Annotated in this window: 22 protein-coding genes, 1 riboswitch and 1 other annotated feature; of the genes, 13 read left to right on the forward strand and 9 right to left on the reverse strand. The window is 45.4% G+C overall.

From position 1 onward, the window contains the following. Positions 1 to 20: 20 nt before the first annotated feature. On the reverse strand, positions 21 to 1,157 hold the full coding sequence (gene mnmA / locus ACHUFZ_RS18310; protein ID WP_394128270.1) for a tRNA 2-thiouridine(34) synthase MnmA: 1,137 nt from the start codon (positions 1,155 to 1,157) through the stop codon (positions 21 to 23). A 173-nt stretch (positions 1,158 to 1,330) separates the two neighbouring features. Between mnmA and ACHUFZ_RS18315 the strand changes: the two genes are divergently transcribed. Both ACHUFZ_RS18315 and ACHUFZ_RS18320 read left to right on the forward strand, forming a co-directional pair. Further along, the gene (locus ACHUFZ_RS18315) at positions 1,331 to 1,600 is read left to right on the forward strand and encodes a hypothetical protein (protein ID WP_134834383.1); all 270 of its coding nucleotides are present in this window, start codon (positions 1,331 to 1,333) and stop codon (positions 1,598 to 1,600) included. 199 nt (positions 1,601 to 1,799) lie between these two features. After that, positions 1,800 to 3,104 (forward strand): inosine/guanosine kinase, encoded by a 1,305-nt coding sequence (locus tag ACHUFZ_RS18320; RefSeq protein ID WP_134834382.1) that lies wholly within the window; start codon positions 1,800 to 1,802, stop codon positions 3,102 to 3,104. Positions 3,105 to 3,214: 110 nt separating this feature from the next. On the opposite strand, the gene ACHUFZ_RS18325 is transcribed toward ACHUFZ_RS18320, so the two are convergent. Next, positions 3,215 to 3,622 (reverse strand): H-NS family histone-like protein, encoded by a 408-nt coding sequence (locus ACHUFZ_RS18325; RefSeq protein ID WP_394128271.1) that lies wholly within the window; start codon positions 3,620 to 3,622, stop codon positions 3,215 to 3,217. Between the two features lie 569 nt (positions 3,623 to 4,191). Continuing rightward, positions 4,192 to 4,373, forward strand: a riboswitch (Lysine riboswitch). Between the two features lie 114 nt (positions 4,374 to 4,487). Between ACHUFZ_RS18325 and ACHUFZ_RS18330 the strand changes: the two genes are divergently transcribed. From ACHUFZ_RS18330 to hisIE, 9 genes are all read left to right on the forward strand, one after another. Further along, entirely contained in the window at positions 4,488 to 6,089 is a 1,602-nt protein-coding gene (locus tag ACHUFZ_RS18330; protein WP_394128272.1) for a Na+/H+ antiporter NhaC family protein, read from the forward strand. A gap of 176 nt (positions 6,090 to 6,265) precedes the next feature. Continuing rightward, positions 6,266 to 6,402 (forward strand) — a sequence feature (His leader region). A gap of 53 nt (positions 6,403 to 6,455) precedes the next feature. Further along, entirely contained in the window at positions 6,456 to 7,352 is an 897-nt protein-coding gene (gene hisG, locus ACHUFZ_RS18335; protein ID WP_394128273.1) for an ATP phosphoribosyltransferase, read from the forward strand. Between the two features lie 5 nt (positions 7,353 to 7,357). Continuing rightward, positions 7,358 to 8,653 (forward strand): histidinol dehydrogenase, encoded by a 1,296-nt coding sequence (hisD, locus tag ACHUFZ_RS18340; RefSeq protein ID WP_394128274.1) that lies wholly within the window; start codon positions 7,358 to 7,360, stop codon positions 8,651 to 8,653. Between the two features lie 11 nt (positions 8,654 to 8,664). Beyond that, positions 8,665 to 9,705, forward strand: coding sequence for a histidinol-phosphate transaminase (hisC, locus tag ACHUFZ_RS18345; RefSeq protein WP_394128275.1), 1,041 nt, complete (start codon positions 8,665 to 8,667; stop codon positions 9,703 to 9,705). Positions 9,706 to 9,765: 60 nt separating this feature from the next. Beyond that, positions 9,766 to 10,839, forward strand: coding sequence for a bifunctional histidinol-phosphatase/imidazoleglycerol-phosphate dehydratase HisB (gene hisB, locus ACHUFZ_RS18350; protein ID WP_394128276.1), 1,074 nt, complete (start codon positions 9,766 to 9,768; stop codon positions 10,837 to 10,839). Positions 10,840 to 10,851: 12 nt separating this feature from the next. Beyond that, positions 10,852 to 11,466, forward strand: coding sequence for an imidazole glycerol phosphate synthase subunit HisH (gene hisH, locus ACHUFZ_RS18355; RefSeq protein ID WP_394128277.1), 615 nt, complete (start codon positions 10,852 to 10,854; stop codon positions 11,464 to 11,466). A gap of 28 nt (positions 11,467 to 11,494) precedes the next feature. Then, positions 11,495 to 12,232: a 1-(5-phosphoribosyl)-5-[(5-phosphoribosylamino)methylideneamino]imidazole-4-carboxamide isomerase gene (gene hisA / locus ACHUFZ_RS18360; RefSeq protein WP_004413522.1), complete on the forward strand. Its 738-nt coding sequence runs from the start codon at positions 11,495 to 11,497 to the stop codon at positions 12,230 to 12,232. Next, positions 12,214 to 12,987, forward strand: coding sequence for an imidazole glycerol phosphate synthase subunit HisF (hisF, locus tag ACHUFZ_RS18365; protein ID WP_394128278.1), 774 nt, complete (start codon positions 12,214 to 12,216; stop codon positions 12,985 to 12,987). The genes hisA and hisF overlap by 19 nt, the downstream gene beginning before the upstream one ends. After that, positions 12,984 to 13,619, forward strand: coding sequence for a bifunctional phosphoribosyl-AMP cyclohydrolase/phosphoribosyl-ATP diphosphatase HisIE (hisIE, locus tag ACHUFZ_RS18370; protein ID WP_053438601.1), 636 nt, complete (start codon positions 12,984 to 12,986; stop codon positions 13,617 to 13,619). Before hisF ends, hisIE begins: the two co-directional genes overlap by 4 nt. 81 nt (positions 13,620 to 13,700) lie before the next feature. Here the strand turns inward: hisIE and ACHUFZ_RS18375 are convergent, their stop codons facing one another. After that, positions 13,701 to 14,906: a putative manganese transporter gene (locus ACHUFZ_RS18375; RefSeq protein ID WP_394128279.1), complete on the reverse strand. Its 1,206-nt coding sequence runs from the start codon at positions 14,904 to 14,906 to the stop codon at positions 13,701 to 13,703. A gap of 306 nt (positions 14,907 to 15,212) precedes the next feature. On the opposite strand from ACHUFZ_RS18375, the gene ACHUFZ_RS18380 reads away from it, so the two are divergent. Then, the gene (locus tag ACHUFZ_RS18380) at positions 15,213 to 16,118 is read left to right on the forward strand and encodes a manganese-dependent inorganic pyrophosphatase (protein WP_394128280.1); all 906 of its coding nucleotides are present in this window, start codon (positions 15,213 to 15,215) and stop codon (positions 16,116 to 16,118) included. A gap of 68 nt (positions 16,119 to 16,186) precedes the next feature. Then, on the forward strand, positions 16,187 to 16,564 hold the full coding sequence (locus tag ACHUFZ_RS18385; protein WP_134834373.1) for a DUF2750 domain-containing protein: 378 nt from the start codon (positions 16,187 to 16,189) through the stop codon (positions 16,562 to 16,564). A 52-nt stretch (positions 16,565 to 16,616) separates the two neighbouring features. On the opposite strand, the gene ACHUFZ_RS18390 is transcribed toward ACHUFZ_RS18385, so the two are convergent. Genes ACHUFZ_RS18390 through sapA form a run of 6 tightly spaced genes read right to left on the reverse strand, consistent with a single transcriptional unit; the run spans position 16,617 to position 22,663 of the window. After that, complete coding sequence (locus ACHUFZ_RS18390; protein ID WP_394128281.1) at positions 16,617 to 17,405, reverse strand: DUF2927 domain-containing protein; 789 nt, start codon at positions 17,403 to 17,405, stop codon at positions 16,617 to 16,619. A gap of 7 nt (positions 17,406 to 17,412) precedes the next feature. Beyond that, a complete protein-coding gene (locus ACHUFZ_RS18395) occupies positions 17,413 to 18,198 on the reverse strand; it encodes a peptide ABC transporter ATP-binding protein (RefSeq protein ID WP_134834371.1) in 786 nt (261 codons plus the stop codon). After that, a complete protein-coding gene (locus ACHUFZ_RS18400) occupies positions 18,195 to 19,208 on the reverse strand; it encodes a peptide ABC transporter ATP-binding protein (RefSeq protein WP_394128282.1) in 1,014 nt (337 codons plus the stop codon). The genes ACHUFZ_RS18395 and ACHUFZ_RS18400 overlap by 4 nt, the downstream gene beginning before the upstream one ends. Further along, positions 19,208 to 20,095 carry a putrescine export ABC transporter permease SapC gene (gene sapC / locus ACHUFZ_RS18405; RefSeq protein WP_053438608.1) on the reverse strand — a complete coding sequence of 296 codons (888 nt, stop codon included), beginning with the start codon at positions 20,093 to 20,095 and terminating at the stop codon, positions 19,208 to 19,210. The genes ACHUFZ_RS18400 and sapC overlap by 1 nt, the downstream gene beginning before the upstream one ends. Then, a complete protein-coding gene (locus ACHUFZ_RS18410; RefSeq protein ID WP_394128283.1) occupies positions 20,082 to 21,044 on the reverse strand; it encodes an ABC transporter permease in 963 nt (320 codons plus the stop codon). The genes sapC and ACHUFZ_RS18410 overlap by 14 nt, the downstream gene beginning before the upstream one ends. Continuing rightward, on the reverse strand, positions 21,044 to 22,663 hold the full coding sequence (sapA, locus tag ACHUFZ_RS18415) for an ABC transporter substrate-binding protein SapA (RefSeq protein ID WP_394128284.1): 1,620 nt from the start codon (positions 22,661 to 22,663) through the stop codon (positions 21,044 to 21,046). Before sapA ends, ACHUFZ_RS18410 begins: the two co-directional genes overlap by 1 nt. Between the last annotated feature and the right edge of the window lie 57 nt (positions 22,664 to 22,720).

Here is a 22,720-nt window from a genome sequence, read left to right on the forward strand (position 1 = left end):
TCCTGATGGTTACGATTAAATTAGATACGCTCTTCGATGATACCGCCACCAAGGCAGATTTCATCTTTATAGAAAACAGCAGATTGTCCCGGCGTAACAGCAACTTGCGGTTCGTCAAAGATAACTTTGATGTTCTCATCATCAATAGGGATGATAGTACATGGGATATCCGTTTGACGGTAGCGAGTTTTTACAGTGCATTGTAACGGTTCTTTAATCGCTTCACGATCGACCCAGTGCAACTGAGAGGCAACAAGACCTTGAGACTTAAGCATAGGGTGCTCTTTACCTTGTACGGCAATCAGAACATTACGCTTAAGATCTTTGTCACCAACGAACCATGGGTCTTCGTTACCACCGCCGCCTTTTTGGCCGCCAATGTGTAAGCCTTTACGCTGACCTAGCGTGTGGTACATCAGGCCGTTGTGCTTACCAATCACGTTACCTTCAGGTGTTTCAATGTTACCAGGTTGAGCGGGTAGGTAACGACCAAGGAAGTCGGTAAACTTGCGCTCACCAATAAAACAGATACCTGTTGAGTCTTTTTTCTTCGCAGTGATCAGATCTTGCTCTTCCGCGATGCGACGAACTTCTGGCTTTTCTAGCTCACCAACAGGGAACAGGCTGCGCGCAACTTGATCACTGCTCAGTGTGTATAAGAAGTAGCTTTGGTCTTTGTTACCGTCAAGGCCACGTAGCATCTTAGGTTTTTCGCCTGCCGCTAGCTCTTCAGCCGTAGGGAAAGTACGACGAACATAGTGGCCCATTGCAATATAGTCAGCGTCGAGAACTTCGTCAGCGAATTCTAGGAATGCTTTGAATTTGATCTCTTTGTTGCAAAGGATATCAGGGTTAGGTGTACGTCCCGCTTTGTATTCCGCTAAGAAATACTCAAATACGTTATCCCAGTATTCTGCAGCAAAGTTAATTGTATGTAGGTGAATGCCTAGCTTGTCACACACTGCTTGCGCATCGGCAAGATCTTCTGCTGCTGTACAGTACTCTTCATTGTCATCTTCTTCCCAGTTCTTCATGAACAGGCCTTCTACTTGGTAGCCCTGTTGCTTGAGAAGGTAAGCAGAAACCGATGAATCAACACCGCCGGACATGCCAACGATGACTTTCTTTTGACTGTTATCAGTACAGTTGTCAGACATTACTAAACACCACTTAAATTAACTGGACGCAGATTTTATCAGAAAGCGTAGCAGTGGGACAGATCCGAGACGGAAATCACACTTGCTATTTTCACTATATCTGCGGTTTTACAAGTATAGAGTGCCTATATATGGCATAGTAAGCGGAATTCAAGTCACTACGAGAAAATAATATGACTGATGAAAATCAGATGATGGGTGAAGAGCAGTTAGTTGAAGTGATCGAAAACCAGCTAGCTGATGGCAATCCAATGAAAACCAAAGAAACACTAATGCGTCTGATGATGACAGGTACGCCACGTGAAGATGCGGTAGCGATGATGGCTTGTGCCGTAGCGATTGAAATCTTTGATGTGATGAAAAATGACAGTGAGTTTGACTTAAAGCGTTATTCTGAGAATTTGGATTCGTTACCAGACCTTAGCTTTATGGAAGGCGAATAACTCTTAATTCGTGAGTGGGTAATGGCATTTGCTCACGAATACTTTCCCCTCTTATTTATTACACCTTGAGTCACCAGTAAAATTATTAGCCTTGCAAACGTTTGCTATACTTGCGCTTATTGCCGCACCCACGTCCGCAAGGTAGAATCCGGCTTCTTTTCATCCCTTATTCAGAATCCTTTACGGCAGAAAAACAGTTATGAAATTTCCTGGTCAACGTAAATCTAAGCATTATTTTCCGGTTCATGCCCGCGATCCGCTTGTAAGCCAATCGCAAGAAAGCAAAAAAATGTCACGTACGCATATTATCGGTATCGATCAGACTTTGGTTGATATTGAAGCGAAGGTAAGCAGTGAATTGATCGAAAAATACAATCTGAGTAAGGGACACTCTCTAGTAATTGATGACACAACAGCTGAAGCGCTTTACAACGAATTAAAAGAGAGTGCGCTGATCACCAATGAATACGCTGGTGGTACGATTGGTAATACACTTCATAACTACTCGGTGCTTGCAGATGATCGCTCAACGTTACTGGGTGTAATGAGCCAAGATATTAAAATTGGCAGCTATGGCTACCGTTACCTATGTAATACATCTAGCCGTATGGACCTTAACCATCTTCAAGGCGTAGAAGGGGCGATTGGCCGCTGTTTCGCACTGATTACGGAAGATGGCGAGCGTACTTTTGCTATCAGTGAAGGTCAAATGAACCAACTGAAGCCAGAAAGTATCCCAGAGAAAATTTTCAAAAATGCGTCTGCATTGGTGCTGACGGCTTATTTGGTTCGTTGTAAAGAAGGCGACCCAATGCCAGAAGCGACAATGAAAGCGATTGAGTACGCGAAAAAGCATGATGTACCAGTTGTACTGACTTTAGGTACTAAGTTCGTTATTCAAGACGACCCTAAATTCTGGCAGGATTTCTTACGTGACCACGTTTCTGTTGTTGCGATGAATGAAGATGAAGCGGAAGCACTGACTGGTGAGTCAGAGCCATTGGCTGCATCAGATAAAGCGCTAGAGTGGGTTGACCTTGTGCTTTGTACTGCAGGGCCAGTAGGCCTGTTCATGGCAGGTTATACTGAAGATTCTGCCAAACGCGAAACCTCTTTGCCGTTACTGCCGGGTAGTATTGCTGAGTTTAATCGTTACGAATTTAGTCGCCCAGCTTCTAAAGAACTATGTGACAACCCAATTAAAGTGTATTCACATATTGCACCTTATATGGGTGGACCGGAGAAAATTAAAAATACTAATGGTGCGGGTGATGCGGCTCTATCAGCGTTGTTGCATGACATGGCTGCGAATAAATACCACAGAGAGAATGTGCCAAATTCAAGTAAGCATGCTCATACTTACCTCACTTACTCTTCTTTCTCCCAAGTATGTAAATATTCAAACCGTGCAAGTTATGAAGTGTTGGTACAGCACTCACCTCGTTTATCGCGTGGCCTACCAGAGCGTGAAGATAGCTTAGAAGAAGCATATTGGGAACGTTAATTCAATAACGTTACAATAATTAGAGCCTCACTTTTGTGGGGCTTTTCTGAATTTGCAGGCAACAAAAAAGCGCCATATAGGCGCCTTTTATTATCAATACATTAGTACGATTAGATTAGGAAATCTTCTAGCGATTTGCCAGCATCTAATTGTTCTTGGATTGCTGAAGGCGTACGACCTTGACCAGTCCAAGTTTTCTCTTCACCAGTTGTATCTACATATTTGTATTTAGCTGGGCGAGGAGCACGCTTTGATTTTGTCTTAGCTTTTGATTCACCAGATAAAGCTGAAATCAAAGCTTCTACATCAATGCCATCTTTAGAGATTTGCTCTGCAATTGCAGCAAGCTTCGCTTCTTGCTCTGCAGCGGCAGCGCGGTCAGCTTCTTCAGATTCTTTACGCTCGCTTACTACGATAGTCAGTTTATCTAAAGCTTCTTCTAGTTGCTCTAAAGTTAGTTCACGTGAAAATGCACGTAGACTACGAATGTTTAACAGTGTCTTTGTTAGTTCCGACATTTATTCATCTCTTCATATATAAGTTGCCGATATACGAATCATAAACTGTGGAATTAAATAATACAATCAGAGAAATAGATTTAAATAACTATTTTTGTATTATTTAATTCGTTTAACGCCGTTATTTAAAATCTAATTTGGATTAATGAGTAAACGATAAGGAGCTAAGATGCACATTGTCACTTTAGTTTCATATAAATCGTGATCAATATTTATCAAATGCGTATAACTTATATGTCTAACAATATGCTTTGTGTGGATATCGTTTTCAAAGTCAGTTACATCCAACGCTGCCTTTCTTGCATGTCTAGTAATGAATGTATGAGTATCGTTATATGGAATGATATTCGATGGGGTAATTATTTTTGCCGATGAACTCTCTTTCCGCGCTAGGATGACTATTCATTAGCAGTGCAACCTTAAGCATGAGCCATTAGCTATAACTTTAACAATAAAAATGGAATGATATGTTGAAATGGTAACCTAGATAAGTACAATGGGCGGAACCTAATGCGTAGTGTTGGTTAAATTGTTGTTAAAATGATTTTTCAATAGTTTAAAATTCCATCACTCGCGGTAGAGGCGCGGAATAAATAAGTAATGTTTACTGGGGTGATGCCAATGAGTAAGCAGGAAAGGGTATTTCGCCGAAGTGAATGTTCGTATCAAAGACGTTCGCTGGGGTTACACTCGAAAGGGGTAACACTGCCATAGTCTATAATTTGTAAAACTATGGAGCGCTACTGTAGGGCTGGGATAAGCAATCGCTTTCCCGTCGCTTTTTTTTGCTTATTTGTTAGGAAATGAGTTCCTTCAATGAGTCTGCAGTAGATCTCTAACCATTTATTACTGGTTTTTGAAGATCATGAATTTAATTGATTTTGCATCATCTCCTTTGTCTCTATTGCCGCCTATTGTGGCTTTGAGTCTTGCTATCCTTACACGCCGTGTACTTGTTTCACTCGGTGTTGGTATTGTTCTTGGCGCTATTTTACTGAATGACTACTCATTCGGTAGCGCACTTGGCTACGTCGCTTCAACGGTATCTAGCGTATTTGTTGAAGATGGTGGTATCAACACTTGGAATATGAGTATCGTTGGCTTCCTATTACTACTTGGTATGATGACCGCGCTGCTGACACTGTCAGGTGGTACACGTGCATTCGCTGAGTGGGCTCAAACACGAGTTAAGAGCAAACGAGGTTCTAAACTTCTGGCTGCTTTTCTAGGTGTGTTCATCTTTGTTGACGATTACTTTAATAGCCTTGCAGTAGGTGCGATTTCACGCCCTGTTACTGACCGTTTTTATGTCTCACGTGCTAAGCTGGCTTATATTCTGGACTCTACTGCTGCACCTATGTGTGTGATCATGCCAGCGTCAAGCTGGGGGGCATACATCATGACGATTATTGGTGGCATCTTAGTTTCTCATGGTATTACTGAGTATTCAGCTTTAGGTGCTTACGTTCGCCTTATCCCAATGAACTTCTACGCAATCTTTGCACTACTGATGGTATTTGCCGTTGCGTGGTTTGGTTTAGATATTGGTAAAATGCGCGAGCATGAAATCGCAGCATCACGTGGCCATGGTTTTGCTAAAGAGCAAGCGGAAGATTCAGAAGAAGCTCATGAGCTAAATGAAGAACTGGATATTCAAGAAAGCGAAGGCGGTAAGGTATCTGATCTTATTTTGCCTATCGTATTCCTAATCATCGCGACGATCGCTTCTATGATGTACACCGGCGGCCAAGCACTTGCGGCGGACGGTGTCGAATTTAACCTATTGGGCGCGTTTGAGAATACTGATGTAGGTACATCGCTAATCTATGGTGGCCTTGTTGGTTTATCCGTTGCTCTATTTACTGTGCTTAAACAAGGTATCGCAGCAACTGAGATTACACGTACACTTTGGATTGGTGCTAAATCGATGTTTGGCGCAATCTTGATTCTTGTGTTTGCTTGGACGATTGGTTCTGTGATCGGTGATATGAACACAGGTAAATACCTATCGACGCTTGCACAAGGCAACATTAACCCACATTGGCTTCCTGTTATCTTGTTCCTATTGTCTGGTCTTATGGCATTCTCAACGGGTACATCATGGGGTACGTTTGGTATCATGCTACCGATTGCGGGTGATATGGCAGGTGCGACAGATTTAGCGTTAATGCTTCCTATGCTAAGTGCAGTACTAGCAGGTTCAGTATTTGGTGACCACTGTTCACCTATCTCAGATACAACGATTCTCTCTTCAACAGGTGCGCGTTGTAACCATATTGACCACGTTGCGACACAGTTGCCATACGCGCTTTCTGTAGCTGCGGTTTCTTGTATTGGTTTCGTAACGCTAGGTATGACAGCGTCGATCGGTATTTCATTCGCCGCGTCAATGGCTGCATTTATTGCTGTTTGTGTACTGCTTTCGGTACTGTCAAAGTCAAAAATGGCGAGCTGTCAGAACGCATAACGACATTAAATAAATCGTAATGTTAAAGGGAGCTTCGGCTCCCTTTTTATTTGTATATGACAAAATGAAAAAAGTTTAAATAAATGGTTGAAAAATGTTTACACCTTGGTTAGTGTGGATATCAACAAAGCGAAACAGAAGAGCTTATTAAGTATGCGTAAATTAGTCATGAATATTCATCATCACCATCACCCAGTCTAGTCTTTCGGGAGATGCACGCATACCCGGGAGACAGCAAACTCCCGGAGGCTATAATCGCAAACTACAAGATTTAGAACCCTCGGGAGACACACTCTTCCGAGGGTTTTTTAGTTTTACAGTTTTAAAAAGTTTACGAATTACAAAATCTTGCACAGGGATACAGCAATGCAAACACAACGCCTAAGAATCGCAATTCAAAAGAAAGGTCGTCTAAGTAAAGAGTGCCAAACTCTGCTTAAAAAGTGCGGCGTGAAATTTAACATCATGGGTGAGCGTCTGGTTGTGCACTCACTAAATATGCCAATTGATCTTCTACTTGTTCGTGATGACGACATTCCTGGTTTAATCATGGATGGCGTGGTTGACCTAGGCTTCATTGGTGAGAACGAACTGGAAGAAGTGCGCCTTGATCGCAAAGCGTTAGGCGAGCCATGTGACTTTGTTCCACTACGTCGTTTAGATTTTGGTGGTTGCCGTCTTTCAATTGCGATTGATAAAGATGAGCAGTACAACGGCCCACAAGACCTTGCTGGTAAGCGTATTGCTACGACCTACCCACAGCTACTGAAAGCGTACATGGATGAGCAAGGTGTGCCGTTCTCAACGTGTATGCTAACCGGTTCTGTAGAAGTTGCGCCACGCGCTGGTCTTGCTGATGCGATTGCTGACCTTGTTTCAACAGGTGCAACGCTTGAAGCGAATGGTCTAAAAGAAGCGGAAATTATCTTCAAATCGAAAGCGACGCTTATTCAACGTACTGGTGAGTTTGATGCAGATAAAACAGCGCTAATCGAGAAGCTGCTGACTCGTATGCAAGGTGTACAGCAAGCGAAAGAGTCTAAGTACATCATGCTGCACGCACCAACAGATAAACTAGAGCAAATTAAATCTCTACTTCCAGGCGCTGAAGACCCAACAGTGCTGCCTCTGTCATCAGACAAAGACAAAGTGGCGGTACACCTTGTGAGTACTGAAAATCTGTTCTGGGAAACCATGGAACAGCTTAAAGAACTCGGTGCAAGTTCGATTCTGGTTCTTCCAATCGAAAAGATGATGGGGTAGTCGCGATGAGAACAGTCGTTTGGCAATCATTAAGTGAGACGCAGCAAGATTCGATTCTTGAACGTCCAGCGATCACAGAAGGCGCAAACATTACCGCAGCGGTTTCTGAAGTTATCGCTAAAGTACGTAAAGAAGGCGATGCGGCCCTTCAAGAGTTAACTGAAAAATTTGATGGTGTAAAACCTGCGTCTATTCGAGTATCTCAACAAGAAGTGGATGAGGCATGCGGCCGCTTATCAGACAAGATGAAGCAGGCATTAGAGCAAGCTTATGCCAATATCGCAAAGTTTCACAAGGCGCAAAAGCCGCAGCCAATTAAGGTTGAGACTCAGCCGGGCGTAATGTGTGAGCAAGTGACTCGCCCAATTCAAAAAGTGGGCTTATATATTCCAGGTGGCAGTGCGCCACTACCGTCAACCGTGCTTATGCTAGGTGTACCTGCAAAGATTGCAGGGTGTCGTAAGGTTGTTCTTTGTTCGCCGCCACCGATTGCTGATGAGATCCTTTATGTGGCAAAACTGTGTGGTATTGATGAGGTGTACAACGTAGGCGGTGGCCAAGCAGTCGCTGCCATGGCTTACGGCACTGAGTCGGTTTCTAAAGTAGATAAGATTTTCGGTCCGGGTAACGCTTATGTGACCGAAGCAAAGCGTCAGGTAAGTAATGATTTTCGCGGTGCTGCGATTGATATGCCTGCTGGTCCTTCAGAAGTACTTGTTCTGGCGGATGATACTGCCGATGCGGACTTTATTGCGGCTGACCTCCTTAGTCAAGCAGAGCACGGCCCCGATTCACAAGTTGTGTTGGTTACGCCTTCTCCAGTGATTGCCGATCAGGTAACCGATGCGGTTCAACGTCAACTGAAAGAGCTGTCACGCGCAGATATCGCCGAGAAAGCGCTAGCGTCAAGCCTAATCATTATTTCAGAGTCACTGACGCAAGCGGTCTCTATCTCGAATTACTACGGCCCTGAGCACTTGATTGTACAGACCAAGAACCCACGTGAGCTCTTGCCTCTGTTAGATAACGCGGGCTCAATCTTTTTGGGTGACTGGTCGCCAGAATCTGCTGGTGATTACGCATCAGGTACGAACCACGTTCTGCCGACTTACGGTTATACGCGTACTTACTCAAGTCTTGGTCTTGCTGATTTTTCTAAGCGCATGACGGTGCAAGAGTTAAGCGCAGAAGGTCTACAGATTCTTGCACCAACGGTTGTGACTATGGCTGAAGCGGAAGGTTTAGATGCACACAAACGCGCCGTAACGATTCGCGTTGAAAAGTTAGCGTCGAAAGCATAAGGAAGTTTGAGATGGAAAAGCTAGCACGTAAACAAGTTCAAAAACTGACGCCTTATCTTTCAGCAAGACGTATCGGTGGTACGGGTGATGTTTGGCTCAACGCTAATGAATCTCCGTTCGATAACGAATACAAAACTGACTTCTCACGTTTGAATCGTTATAGCGAGTGTCAGCCTAAAGCGTTAATTGAAGCATACGCGGCATACGCGGGGGTTAAACCTGAGCAAACACTCACTTCACGCGGCGCTGATGAAGGTATCGAACTGCTTATCCGAGCGTTTTGTGAGCCGGGCGAAGATGCGATCTTATACTGCCCTCCAACTTATGGAATGTATTCAATCAGTGCGGAAACGATTGGTGTTGAACGTAAGACGGTTCCACTGACTGCTGATTGGCAGTTAGACCTTGAGGGCATTGCGCAAAACCTAGATAGCGTTAAGTTAGTCTTTGTTTGCAGTCCAAATAACCCAACAGGTAACTTAGTTAAGCGTGAAGATATTGTTTCTCTACTGGAGATGACTAAAGACAAAGCGATTGTCGTGATGGATGAAGCGTATATCGATTTCTGCCCGGAGGCATCGACAGTTGACTTGTTAGCGGAATATCCAAATCTCGCGATTCTACGTACGCTTTCGAAAGCCTTCGCATTAGCAGGCCTTCGCTGCGGTTTCACACTCGCGAATGAAGAGCTAATCAATGTTTTGCTTAAGGTGATTGCACCGTATCCAGTGCCAATCCCTGTGGCTGAGATTGCGACGCAAGCCTTGTCAGAAGCAGGTTTAGCTCGGGCTAAATACCAAGTGCTAGACCTTAATGCCAATCGCGCTTACCTTCAAGTTGGTTTGTCGATGATTCAAGGTCTAGAGATATTTGAAGGGTGGGGCAACTACCTACTAGTTAAATTCCCTGATGGTGACGCAATATTTAAAGCAGCTTGGGATAACGGAATTATTCTGCGTAACTCGCCAATCGACAACTGCGTTCGTATTAGTATTGGCAGCCGAGATGAGTGTGAAAAAACACTTGGTTTTGTTAGAAATTATTACAACTAATGATTTATTGGTTCCTGCCCTTTGCAAGAGCCATCCAATTTTAGAAATAAGGAAGTTCGTGTGAGCAAGCAACAAAAAATCCTATTTATTGACCGAGATGGCACCCTTATTGTTGAGCCGCCGGTTGATTTCCAAGTGGACCGCTTAGATAAACTAAAGCTAGAGCCGTTCGTTATTCCAAGTCTGCTATCACTGCAAGACGCGGGCTACCGCCTAGTGATGGTAACTAACCAAGACGGTCTAGGCACTGATAGCTACCCGCAAGACGAATTTGATGCCCCACACAATATGATGATGGAAATTTTTGAGTCTCAGGGTGTTAAGTTTGATGATGTACTTATCTGTCCACACTTCGAAGAAGATAACTGTTCGTGCCGCAAACCAAAGCTAGGCATGGTCAAAGAGTATCTGCAAGGTGGCAAAGTCGATTTCCAAAACTCAGTTGTGATTGGCGATCGAGCAACTGATCTTCAGCTTGCTGAAAACATGGCGATTCAAGGCATTCAGTACAACCCACAAACAATGGGCTGGAAGCAAATCTTAAAAGACCTTACGGTAAAAGCGCGCGTTGCTGAAGTGGTTCGTACCACCAAAGAAACCGATATTAAGGTTAAGGTTAACCTTGACGAGCAGGGTGGCAATCAAATCTCAACAGGCCTTGGTTTCTTTGATCACATGCTGGATCAAATTGCGACTCACGGTGGATTCCAAATGGTGTGTAACGTCGAAGGCGATTTGCACATTGATGATCACCACACAATCGAAGATACCGCTTTAGCGCTTGGTCAGGCATTGAAAGATGCTCTGGGCGATAAACGTGGTATTGGCCGCTTCGGTTTTAGTCTGCCCATGGATGAGTGTCTCGCTCAGTGTGCGCTTGACTTGTCAGGTCGTCCTTATCTTAAATTCGATGCAGAATTTAGCCGCGAACAAGTGGGCGACTTATCAACGGAGATGGTAGTGCACTTCTTCCGTTCGTTAACCGATACCCTAGCGTGTACGCTGCACCTATCTTCTGCTGGTGATAATGATCACCACATCATTGAGTCTCTCTTTAAAGCGTTTGGCCGCACGCTGCGCCAAGCAATTAAAGTAGAAGGCAACGAGCTACCAAGTAGTAAAGGCGTACTTTAAGAAGGGCAGGTTATGACTGATCAAAAAGTAGTGATTATTGATACTGGCTGCGCCAACGTCTCTTCAGTCAAGTTTGCTATCGAGCGTCTTGGTTATGCCGTGACGATTTCAAAACAGCCTGACGTTGTTCTTGCCGCCGATAAGCTATTTCTACCTGGCGTAGGAACAGCGAGTGAGGCGATGAAAAACCTCCAGCAGCGCGATCTGATTGAACTCGTGAAGCAAGTAGAAAAACCTCTGCTTGGTATTTGTCTGGGTATGCAGTTACTTGGCAAAGTGTCGCAAGAGAAGGGACAAAAGGCTGATGAGTTGGTTGAGTGCCTTGGCTTATGTGACGGTGAAGTAAAACTGTTAGAAACAGGCGAACTTCCTTTGCCACATATGGGTTGGAATACCGTTAAATCAACACCAGAGCATCCACTGTTTATAGATATCGAAGAGGGAGAGTACTTCTACTTTGTACACAGCTTCGGTATGCCAGTTGGTGATTACACTATTGCTCAATGTGAATACGGCCAACCATTTACAGCGGCTGTTCAGAGCGACAACTACTATGGGGTGCAATTTCACCCAGAGCGCTCTTCGAAAGCTGGCTCAAAGCTTATACAGAACTTTTTAGAGCTGTAATTTTAAAGAATCAAAGGGAAGTAATTCAGTGATTATTCCAGCATTAGATTTAATTGAAGGTCAGGTAGTTCGCTTATACCAAGGTGACTACGGGCAAGTAACCGAATATAAAGTTGATCCAGCAGAGCAGTTTAATCTCTATCACCAAGCAGGTGCGGGTTGGTTGCACCTTGTTGACCTAACTGGCGCGAAAGATACCACGGCTCGTCAGCTAGACCTGATTGCTAAGCTGCTGGCAAGTACCCCGGCCAATATTCAAATTGGTGGCGGCGTTCGCAGTGAACAAGATGTTGTAGACCTTCTGGAAGCTGGCGCGCAGCGCGTTGTTGTCGGCTCTACAGCGGTAAAACAACCAGAGCTAGTCAAAGGTTGGATGGAGAAATACGGCGCCGAGAAAATCGTCTTAGCGCTCGATATCAATATTGATGAAAGCGGCACGCGTAAAGTCGCGATTTCAGGCTGGCAAGAAGACTCTGGTGTGACGATTGAAGCCTTGATCAATGACTACCTAACTGTTGGTCTTAAGCATGTGCTTTGTACCGATATTTCTCGTGACGGTACGCTGGAAGGCTCGAACGTAGAACTCTACGTTGACCTATGCAAACAGTATCCACAGGTGCAATTTCAGTCTTCAGGTGGTATCGGTTCATTAGCGGATATCGAAGCTCTAAAAGGTAGTGGTGTCGCAGGCGTGATTGTTGGCCGAGCGCTATTGGATGGTAAGTTTACCGCAGAGGAGGCGTTTGCATGCTGGCAAAGCGAATAATTCCTTGTCTTGATGTTCGTGATGGACAAGTTGTAAAAGGTGTTCAGTTTCGCAACCACGAAATCATTGGCGATATTGTCCCTCTGGCTCAGCGTTACGCTGAAGAAGGCGCTGATGAGCTGGTGTTTTATGATATTACCGCGTCGAGCGATGGCCGAGTGGTCAACAAGAGCTGGGTTCAACGTGTTGCTGAAGTGATTGATATTCCTTTCTGTGTTGCTGGTGGTATTAAGTCAGCAGAAGATGCCGCACGCATTTTAGAGTTTGGTGCTGACAAAGTGTCTATCAACTCACCTGCGCTTGCTAACCCAGAGCTGATCACCCAGCTTGCTGACAAGTTTGGTGTGCAGTGTATTGTGGTGGGTATCGATTCTTACTTTGACAAAGAGACGGGCAAATATCAGGTTTATCAATTTACTGGTGATGAAGCGCGCACGAAAGCAACCAAATGGGAAACACGAGATTGGGTTCAAGAAGTGCAAAAGCGCGGCGCGGGTGAAATCGTATTGAACATGATGAACCAAGATGGCGTGCGTAACGGCTACGACTTAGAGCAGCTCAACATGGTTCGTGAAGTGTGTAATGTGCCGCTGATCGCTTCTGGTGGTGCTGGTGCAATGGAGCACTTTGCCCAAGCTTATAAGCAGACCAATGTTGATGGCGCATTAGCAGCCTCGGTATTCCACAAGCAAGTCATCAATATTGGTGAACTAAAGCAGTATTTAAAACAACAAGGTGTAGAGGTACGTCTATGAGTTTTGCAGCGACAGAAGTAAACACGCTGGCTGAACGTATTGATTGGGACAAAGTGGATGGCCTTGTACCTGCGATTGTTCAAGATTTCCAATCAAGCCAAGTACTGATGATGGGCTACATGAACCAAGATGCGTTAGCCAAAACAGGTGAAACGGGTCAAGTGACATTTTTCTCACGCACTAAAGAGCGCCTTTGGACTAAAGGAGAAACCTCTGGAAATGTACTTCAGCTAAAGAATATCGCGCTCGATTGTGACAATGATACTCTGTTAGTTAAAGTGGATCCTATTGGCCCTACGTGCCACACAGGGACGACAACTTGCTGGGATGGCGACCCTCAAGAAGAGAGCCAAATGGTGTGGCTTCATCAACTTGAGCAGCTACTGGCTGCCCGCAAGGACGCCGACCCAGAATCTTCTTATACAGCACACCTATATTCGCGTGGTACCAAACGTATTTCGCAAAAAGTGGGCGAAGAAGGCGTTGAAGTCGCGCTTGCGGCGACGTCGGGCGATAAGGCGGAGTTAGTGTGTGAATCGGCAGATTTGATTTATCACTTGATGGTTCTGCTTCAAGACCAAGGCCTATCGATGAATGATGTGGTGAATAAGCTCAAAGAGCGTCACAAATAACGACGATTTAATCCAATAAAAACGCCCTCAGAATTGAGGGCGTTTTTTGCTTCTTGAACCTAGCCGTTAGAGTTATTAGCGTTATATTTCGAACATGAAGTAGTAACCGTAGCCTACGATGAAAGCGGGTATTGCCGAATACACCGTTGCAACAAGGGCCGCTTTCGGCGCTAGAGCAATCGCAGGGAATAAAGCATCACCGTCATTGGAGATCGCATTAGCCAATTGGGCAGACAGCGGAGCTGCGCCTGAGATGTACAAACTGGTCACTAGGATCTGAGGGCCACACCCTGGCAGTAAACCAACGGCCAAGCCCATTAACGGCATCCAGACTCCCCAGCCAGAGAAAGTCGCGGCAAGGTCGATGTGGCCAAAGAAGGTGATGAGCTCGAAAGCCATAAAGGCGAGAATAACCCAGGCAGTGACAAAGTTAGTATCTTGCGCCGCTTTTTGTATCGGGTGAGAAGAAACTTGTTTGGTATCTTCAGCGACAGTCGATTCGTAGTCTTTAATCTCTTTGGTTAATGACCAAAGCAGCATGCTGACAATGATGAGCACTGCGCCAATCCACTCAATCGTCATTTCTGGTAGTTGAAGGAGTTGGTTAATATCGACTTGGAATGAGCCAAGAGCAGCGATAACAGTCGCAGGGACAAGTAACCACTTCCAAAACGCGCCTTGAAGATTGATCGCTTTTTGTTCAATACCACTTTTTTCATGCTTTCCGCAGCTAAATCGCTCCGCGAGCGCCGATACTTGAGGGCGTAGAAAGTTATCGGAATGAATCGCATTGACCACCCAACCAGAAAGGGCGCCGACGAATACACCAAGAGCAACAATGGCCAATCCAACATCAGGTTTGCTCGCAAGCAACAAGAATGCGGCATCACCCATGGTTGATGTTAATACGGCAACAATGGCGCCAAAGCCAACACGCCCGCTGACAAACTGTGTGGTGACGATGATCGCACCGCCACATCCAGGAAGCGCACCTAATAACGCGGCGAAAAAAACTTGGTGATCACGGGAGGTACGGTAGAGATTAGCAATCCGATTCTCTTTGTTAATGAAACCGGACACGTAGTGATAGATCGCGAGGGTAAATGCGACATAGCTCGATACGGCCCAAAAGGCGTCAGATAAAGTGTTTACGGTCACTTCGCGCGTGATGCCACTTGTCACAAGAGCAATCAGTGAAATAGGTAAAATGAGGCGCTTATACGCAGGTCTAAACTGGGTTAAGGATAACCAGCTAGGCAATGATTGAGAAAGTCGTAAAGAATCCATAAGCTAACATAGTGTGAATACGAATTATTATCGACTATATGCTAATGAGAATTATTTGCAATAAATAATTTTTAAGAGTGCTAACTATGCAGATTTACTGACTCGTGATGGTGGAACATGAACCACGAAATTGAGGGGTTAGTGCTAAACTTATAGGGAGAGTAGATCGCATTGTTAAGGTCTGTCATGCCTTATAGCGAAATATTCTTTTTCGATCCGATGACAAATTATCAAAATAAGGTAAAATGTTGGGTTTGTGAGTAATAGCCCTCTGTTGGGTAGAAATATAGTCAGATAGGAAAAAAGATGATTCTAGTAGTAGGTCACAAGAACCCTGATAGCGATAGTATCTGTAGTGCACTAGTAGCAACTGAGCTACTAAAGGCGCGCGGCGTTGAAGCTATGCCAATTCGCCAAGGTGAAATCAACCGTGAAACTCAGCACATTCTAGAAGTCGCGGGTGCAGAAGTTCCTGAACTACGTACTTCAGTAGCTGGTGAAACAATCTGGCTAGTAGACTACTCAGATCTTGCACAAGCACCAGATGACGTAGCTGAAGCTGAAATCCTAGGTATTGTTGACCACCACCGTCTAGGTGATGTGATGACTATTAACCCAATGGAAGCTTGGATCTGGCCTGTTGGTTGTACTAATACTGTACTATTCAACATGTTCAAGATTGAAGGTCATGCAATCACTCCTCAGATCGCTAAACTAATGATGTCAGCTATTCTATCTGACACAGTTGGTTTTGCATCACCAACATGTACTCAGAAAGATAAAGACGCCGTTGAAGAACTAGCGGCTATCGCTGACGTATGTGATGTAGACGCATTTATTAAAGATCTACTGATTGCTAAGACAAATATTGAAGGCCTATCAGCAGCTGAGCTTGTTGAGAAAGACCTGAAAGGTTACCCGTTCAATGGCCGCGATGTGGTTGTTGGTCAGGTTGAGCTTGCAACTCTTGAGCAAGTAGACGGCATGATCGATGCGCTAGAAGCGGATCTTGAGCGTCGTTGCGCTGAGCAAGGCCTAGCGTTTGCAGCAGTGATGCTAACTGATATCACTACAGCTCAAACTCGTCTACTTTACAAAGGTGAGTGGGCAGAGAAACTGGTTAAGCATGAAGAAAACGGCATGCTGATGATGGAAAACACTCTAAGCCGTAAGAAGCAAGGCTGGCCTTGGCTTCAAACTGAACTGGCTTAATTTCCATAGCTCAATGAATTTTAAACGCCCATGGCTTAGCCGTGGGCGTTTTATTTGGAGGATACAAAATGTCACTATCTAAAGATCAGTTAGAGTCGGTTAACAAAATGCGCCCTGACGAGCGTTTTAACTACTGCGTTAAAGAAATTGCTCAGCATCGTAAAGTGTGGATTCTTACTGACGAACATGGCTGTGTGATGCTCAACACTGAAGATGAAGACTGCGTGCCAGTGTGGCCACATGAAGAGTTCGCCGCTCAGTGGGCGACTGGCGAGTGGGAGCACTGTAAAGCAGAAGCAATCTCAACCGCTAAGTGGTTCAGCCGTTGGACTCACGGTTTGGAAGACGACGAACTGTCAGTAGTCGTATTCCCGAATGACAACGAAGAGGGTGTGGTACTTTACCCTGATGAGTTCGAATTTGAATTGAAAAAGCGTGCTAAATAGCCGTTGGTTTCATTTGGTGATGCCCGTACTATTGGGCATCACTTTTCCTGACTCAGTAACCGATTAACTGAAAAAGTTCACCATTTTTGGCAACAGAGACCGCTTTGTTTAGTGTCCCGTCTTGCTGATAGCGTTTGAGTAAGCGTTTGATGATAGGCGTGACTTGTCGCTCGGTCATTCCAACCTTTAGCTCTGGTTCATAGAGCAGTTTAAGCAGCACTACATCAAGAGGTGAAAGTAGGTCCTCTGGCGTATTGTCATTAAAGATAGAAGGAAAAGCACTGTCGGAGTCGTTAGGTAAGCCAAGAGTTTGGGTTATCTCCTCCACCACACAAGCGATCAGCTTTCCATGCATTCTGGCGCGGTCGACAGGAATAACTATCGACGCTGAGACTATCGCGTTATTGCTGCCAATCCGATAACCAGCTTTGCAAATCGCATCTCTGACATGCTTTAGAGATGACTTGCCCATCTCTCGCTCAATCTCTTTCTCCCATTTTGCATCATTGGAATAGATCCAAACAATATTGGCCTCTTTTCGTGATGAAACCCGTTTGATTGGCAGACCGGTAATACTACTTAGGTGTCTAAGGTGAGCGTTGGTGAGTTCATCATGAAGTTCTCGATCGGCAACGTCATGTTTGACCCAGACTCGGATTGGCACTTGCCACTTAACAAGCGGTTTTTGGCCGGAAGAGTATTCATTCCTTAAGGCGACATCGATAAAGGCTCGGGCAACAAAGTCAGGCTCAAGCCAAGTTTGCTGGGAAGAGTAAGCGAATCCAGAAGTGGGAAAGAAAAGGGAGAATAGGCCCAATAATGTGGCAGCTGTCCTTAGCATGTTTCTCCTATTTAAAGCATGTTGCCTTATTAAAATGACTTTCAACCAGTCGCTGAGTGATAGGGTGCTCAGGGCATGAGAGAACTTGATGGGTTTCTCCACTTTCAACCACTACGCCTTCGTGCATTACCATGATTTTATCGGTGATATGTTTCACCACCCCGATATGCTGCGATACATAAACAAAGGATACGCCCATTTCTTCTTGAAGTTCCAGAAATAGGTTGATGATCTGTGAACGCATAGCCATGTCTAAGCCGTTCAGTGCTTCATCGGCAACAATCACAGAGGGTTGTAGAATCAACGCTCTAGCAAGGCAGACACGCTGCTTTTGACCCGTTGCCAGCATTTGCGGATAGAAATAGGCATGTTCTGGAAGCAAGCCAACACGCAGCAAGGTTTCTTTGACACGTTTAATACGTGCTTCAGGGGGCATGCTGGTATTTCGTTTGAGCGGGCCTTCTAAGATACGGCCAATTTGAATACGTGGATTCAAAGAGGTGTTTGGATCTTGGAAAATCATCCGAATCAATTTACAACGCGTTGAGTAATCTTCGTGCTCTAACAGCTCGCCATTAACGCGAATCTCACCTGAAGTTGGCTCAACCACGCCAGAGAGCATACGCGCAAGGGTCGACTTACCCGAACCATTTTGGCCAATAAATCCAATGGTTTGTCCCGCTTCAAGGCTAAAGCTGACAGGTTTGACCGCCTCTTGAACTTTTTTGCGAAACAGACCAGAACGAGTGATAAACGACTTAGAAAGATCGGTTACTTCTAATAGTGCGCTCATACTTTTTTCTTCTCCCGCTCTTTAGGCGAATGGTTCAATGGGAAGTGACAAGCAAATTTATGGTTCTTAATACGGCGAGTCATTGGTATCTCGACACATTGGCGCTGAGCATACGGGCAGCGAGGACCAAGTCGGCAACCAATCGGAAGGTGCTGAAGTGGCGGGATGGTACCAGGTAATGATTGAAGTTTCTCTTTGTGAGGGATCCAATCACTAAAGTCAGGCATCGCTTTCAGTAGTGCAACCGTATATGGGTGCTTAGGTTTCTCAAGGATTTTCTTGGTATCGGCCGATTCAACCGATTGACCGCAATACATCACGGTAATACGGTTTGCCCACTGGGTAATCGTGGTTAAATCGTGGCCAATCAGCATGATTGAGGTGTTGTGCACTTGGTTCATACGACTCAACAGTCGTAAGATCTGCGATTGCGTGATTGGGTCTAAGTCGTTGGTTGGCTCGTCGGCAATCAGCAATTTAGGTTTAGCCGCGATAGCCATCGCAATCATGATCTTTTGACATTCCCCATCGGTTAACTCGTATGGGTAGCTGCCCATAATTTGCTTATGGTCTTTAATACCAACCTTGTGCAGTAGGGCAATAGCTTGCTTTTTACGCCACTTAAAGCGCTCCCACCATTTACCTTCAAATGAACGTGAAGGAATGGCTTCAATGAGCTGGCTACCCACTTCTTCTGACGGGTCTAAACAGGTCGACGGTTCTTGGAAAATCATCGCGATATCACGGGCGATAACGCGTCGACGCTCTTTTGGTGTCAGTTGCAGAAGGTCAATATTACCCAAGCGCATTCGGTCAGCAGTTACTTTCCAGTTATCTTTACAAACGCCAACGATCGCTTTTGCAACTAAACTCTTACCTGAGCCAGACTCGCCTACAAGACCACGTATTTCGCCTTCGTTAAGTGTCAGACTCATACGATCAACGGCTTTCATCATGCCCTGCGGAGTTTCAATCTCAATCGTCAGATGTCGAATATCAAGTAATGGCATTATTCGATCCCCGCATTCAGTGCTTGGCGAACACCTTCACCAACAAGGTTAATGACAATAACGGTAAACATGATAGCCAGACCCGGTAGCGTCACTGTCCAAGGTGCTAAGTAGATGAGCTCTACAGAATCACCCAAAATCGCACCCCATTCAGTGCTCGGCGCTTGTGCTCCTAAGCCTAAAAACCCCAGTGCGGTGATGTCTAGAATCGCAATAGATAGCGCTAAAGTGATTTCAGAGGCGATCACAACCAAGATGTTGGGCAGGATAGAGTTCCACAGTAAATAAAAGTCGTTCGCACCATCTAGGCGTGCTGCCATGATGTAGTCTTTCTCTACTTCGGTGTGCACCGCAATGTAGACAGAGCGAATAAAGCGCGGAATTAGCGCTAAACAGATCGCGAGTAAGATATTGAATTCGCCAAAGCCGAGAAACGCGACAAAGATAATTGCCAGTAGTAACGACGGAATCGACATAACAGTATCGAGTAAGTGGTTAAGCGTGCTAGATAACAAGCCTTTAGTCATCCCCGCTAATACGCCAATAATGCACCCAATAAACGACGCGATCAGTGTGATGATCACTGCAGCGCCAAACGTGAGCTGCGTGCCTTCAATCAGGCGAGAGAGAATATCGCGGCCTAAATCATCAGTACCAAGGAAGTACTCGACCGTTCCTGCCGGATTCCACGATGGTGGAATAAGCAGTTCGCCCGTTTGCGCTTGTGGATCGTGCGGCGTTATCCACGGTGATACCAGTGTGAGTAGCACGATGAGTGATAAACACCATAAGCCAAACATCGCGAGATTGTTCGCACGGAAGCTACGCCAAAAACGCTCGAACTGAGTAGGGATGCGCTCTTCTTGATATACGTTATCGGTTAGCATACCACTCTTTCCTTACCAACGGGTTAATCATAGCACCAATCAAATCAGACAGGATGTTAGCGGTGAGCACGAACGTCGCAACGACGATAACGCCAGCTTGAATTGCAACGTAATCTTGATTAGAGAGGGCATCAAGCAACCAGCGGCCAATGCCCGGCCAGTTAAAGATAGACTCGGTGATAATCGCTAGGGTTAACATGCTTGAAAGCTGTACGCCAATTTTTGGAATGATGGGTGGAATGGCATTTCTAAGGACGTGCTGAGTGACGATCTCGCGAGTAGAGAGACCCTTGATTCGCGCCGCTCGAATGTAGTTCTGTCCCATCACTTCAGCGACAGAGGTACGCATCAAACCGATAACTTGTGTCGTCGGGGCCAATGCCAGCACCAAACACGGCAGGATTAAGTGTTCAATGACACTTTGTAATGCGTGAGCGCGGTATTTGCCATCAGCAAAGAAGGCGTCAATGAGGGCAAATCCAGTCACGTGTTCAATCTGGTAGAGTAAGTCATAACGGCCTGCGACAGGGAAGAACTCCCAATGCAGGGAGAACACCATGATCATCAATAGCGCAATCCAAAACAGCGGTGCAGAGTAGCCTGACATTGAGGTAAATGAGATTGCGGTATCAATCCACTTACCTTGCTTCATTCCCGCAACCGTGCCAATCGGGATACCGATCAGCAAGGAAAGAACAAAGGCGATAAAACACAGCTCTAGCGTTGCCGGGAAGACAATCTGCAGCTCGTCAATAATTGGAATTCCCGCTTTATTAACCCCAAAGTTCAGCTGCATCAACTCACCTAAGTAGGTTGACCAACCACTCCAGAAGTCTTGAATGGCCCAAGGTGATTGAGGTTCCAGTCGCAGTAGACTAAAACCTACCATAGTCAAAATAAGCAAGGTGATGATAAACAGGTTCAAACGTCGAACAGTGTATAACAGCATTACTGAACCCTCTCGACGGTATCAAACGGCTGAGCATTAAATGGGCTCACTTTAAATCCTTGTAAAGAACGATCATGAGCTTGCATCTGCATTCCGTGGTTGAGCGGGATGACAGGGAACTCTTCGTTCAAAATGTTTTGCGCTTGTTTATACAGGTTGAGCCTATAGCGAGGCTTGTCGACTTCTAGCGCAAGGTCGAGCAGGAAGTCGAAATCTGGGTTACACCAACTTGACACGTTCAGCCCAGCCCGTTTCGAGTCACACGAAAGTAGCGGTCTGAAAAAGTTATCAGGATCGCCAGTATGCGCGCTCCAACCCGTCAGATAGAGGTCTATATAGGTATTTTCGTTAAGGTTACTGCGATCGAAACGATCGTCCGTCATCAACTTAAGCTTAATGCCCACATCTGCAAGGTTGGCTTGGATGAGCTCTGCGGTCTTTCTCGGGCTTGGGTTGTAGGCTTTTGGTTCAAGGGGGACTGACATCGTCAGCTCTAGCCCTTTGCTGTAACCTGCTTCGCGAAGCAGTGCGATGGCGTAGTTACGGTCATAGCGAATATGTACCGCATCTTTATGGTACGCCCACGAGGATGGTGGTAGTACTGAATAGGCCTGACTACCGGTTCCGTAGTAAACCGAATCAAGGATGTTTTGGCGGTTGATAGCGTAATTGAGTGCTTTGCGAACCCGCGCATCATTGAGCGCAGGGTGAGAAGTATTTACGGCCACGAAAGAAATATTCATCGCAGGTTTTGCCGTCAACTCAACGTGTTCATTCTTCTCGATGATCGGCAGTTGGCTAGAAAGAGGTGAGTTCAGCACATCACACTCTTTTCTCAGCAGCTTAGCTAAGGTACCAGTACCACGCTGTGAAATATCGAACACCACTTGATCCATCTTCGGTGAACCACCCCAGTAACCACTATGGCGTTTTAGACGTATCAAATCGTTAAATTGGTATTCCGCAAGATAAAATGGCCCAGTACCAACAGGGTGACTGTCGAGCATGCCTTTTTCGTCACTTATTTCGAGTTGCCCTGCATATTCTTTCGAGAGAATCACTGCATGGCTGGTGGCAATATTTGATAAGAAACTATTGTCGGGGCGACTAAGAGTAAACTTGACTCGATGTTTTGACAGAGCGACAACATCCACAACGAGGTTCTGAAAATCGATACCACTAAACCAAGGGTATAAACCGCTGCCCACATAGTGGAATGGGTTGGTGCTGTCGATGATGCGGCGGAAACTGAACACAACGTCGTCAGCGTTCATTGCACGAGATGGGGTAAACCAAGCGGTGGTTTGAAACTGAACGTTTTTACGTAGCTCAAAAATGTACTCGGTACCGTGTTGATTGACTTGCCACGAACTCGCCAAGCTAGGTTTTGGCTGATACGTCTCATTGTCTAACGTCAACAACGTGTTGAATAGCTGAGGACTGAGCGTCTCAGGTGTAATACCGCTATCAACCAATTGAGGGTTGAATGTGTCTGGTCCACCTTGACCACAATAGACAAAACCCTTCTGACGGATTTTGTCATGATCAATCTCTTCGCCACAGCCTGCTAATAGACCGAGACTAAATAAACCTAATGTAAACTGTATGAATACTTTCATAGAAAGAACTTGTCTGAGACAAAGCGCAATGGAACTGGCCATTATGCCTTAAGATCC

The sequence above is a fragment of the Vibrio hepatarius genome (assembly GCF_043642085.1).
Lineage (GTDB): Bacteria > Pseudomonadota > Gammaproteobacteria > Enterobacterales > Vibrionaceae > Vibrio > Vibrio hepatarius_C.

Excerpts from the sequence above, each read along its gene's own strand:
- mnmA (WP_394128270.1), bottom strand. The coding sequence starts at position 1,157 with ATGTCTGACAACTGTACTGATAACAGTCAAAAGAAAGTCATCGTTGGC.
- ACHUFZ_RS18315 (WP_134834383.1), top strand. The coding sequence starts at position 1,331 with ATGACTGATGAAAATCAGATGATGGGTGAAGAGCAGTTAGTTGAAGTG.
- ACHUFZ_RS18320 (WP_134834382.1), top strand. The coding sequence starts at position 1,800 with ATGAAATTTCCTGGTCAACGTAAATCTAAGCATTATTTTCCGGTTCAT.
- ACHUFZ_RS18325 (WP_394128271.1), bottom strand. The coding sequence starts at position 3,622 with ATGTCGGAACTAACAAAGACACTGTTAAACATTCGTAGTCTACGTGCA.
- ACHUFZ_RS18330 (WP_394128272.1), top strand. The coding sequence starts at position 4,488 with ATGAATTTAATTGATTTTGCATCATCTCCTTTGTCTCTATTGCCGCCT.
- hisG (WP_394128273.1), top strand. The coding sequence starts at position 6,456 with ATGCAAACACAACGCCTAAGAATCGCAATTCAAAAGAAAGGTCGTCTA.
- hisD (WP_394128274.1), top strand. The coding sequence starts at position 7,358 with ATGAGAACAGTCGTTTGGCAATCATTAAGTGAGACGCAGCAAGATTCG.
- hisC (WP_394128275.1), top strand. The coding sequence starts at position 8,665 with ATGGAAAAGCTAGCACGTAAACAAGTTCAAAAACTGACGCCTTATCTT.
- hisH (WP_394128277.1), top strand. The coding sequence starts at position 10,852 with ATGACTGATCAAAAAGTAGTGATTATTGATACTGGCTGCGCCAACGTC.
- hisF (WP_394128278.1), top strand. The coding sequence starts at position 12,214 with ATGCTGGCAAAGCGAATAATTCCTTGTCTTGATGTTCGTGATGGACAA.
- hisIE (WP_053438601.1), top strand. The coding sequence starts at position 12,984 with ATGAGTTTTGCAGCGACAGAAGTAAACACGCTGGCTGAACGTATTGAT.
- ACHUFZ_RS18375 (WP_394128279.1), bottom strand. The coding sequence starts at position 14,906 with ATGGATTCTTTACGACTTTCTCAATCATTGCCTAGCTGGTTATCCTTA.
- ACHUFZ_RS18380 (WP_394128280.1), top strand. The coding sequence starts at position 15,213 with ATGATTCTAGTAGTAGGTCACAAGAACCCTGATAGCGATAGTATCTGT.
- ACHUFZ_RS18385 (WP_134834373.1), top strand. The coding sequence starts at position 16,187 with ATGTCACTATCTAAAGATCAGTTAGAGTCGGTTAACAAAATGCGCCCT.
- ACHUFZ_RS18390 (WP_394128281.1), bottom strand. The coding sequence starts at position 17,405 with ATGCTAAGGACAGCTGCCACATTATTGGGCCTATTCTCCCTTTTCTTT.
- ACHUFZ_RS18395 (WP_134834371.1), bottom strand. The coding sequence starts at position 18,198 with ATGAGCGCACTATTAGAAGTAACCGATCTTTCTAAGTCGTTTATCACT.
- ACHUFZ_RS18400 (WP_394128282.1), bottom strand. The coding sequence starts at position 19,208 with ATGCCATTACTTGATATTCGACATCTGACGATTGAGATTGAAACTCCG.
- sapC (WP_053438608.1), bottom strand. The coding sequence starts at position 20,095 with ATGCTAACCGATAACGTATATCAAGAAGAGCGCATCCCTACTCAGTTC.
- ACHUFZ_RS18410 (WP_394128283.1), bottom strand. The coding sequence starts at position 21,044 with ATGCTGTTATACACTGTTCGACGTTTGAACCTGTTTATCATCACCTTG.
- sapA (WP_394128284.1), bottom strand. The coding sequence starts at position 22,663 with ATGAAAGTATTCATACAGTTTACATTAGGTTTATTTAGTCTCGGTCTA.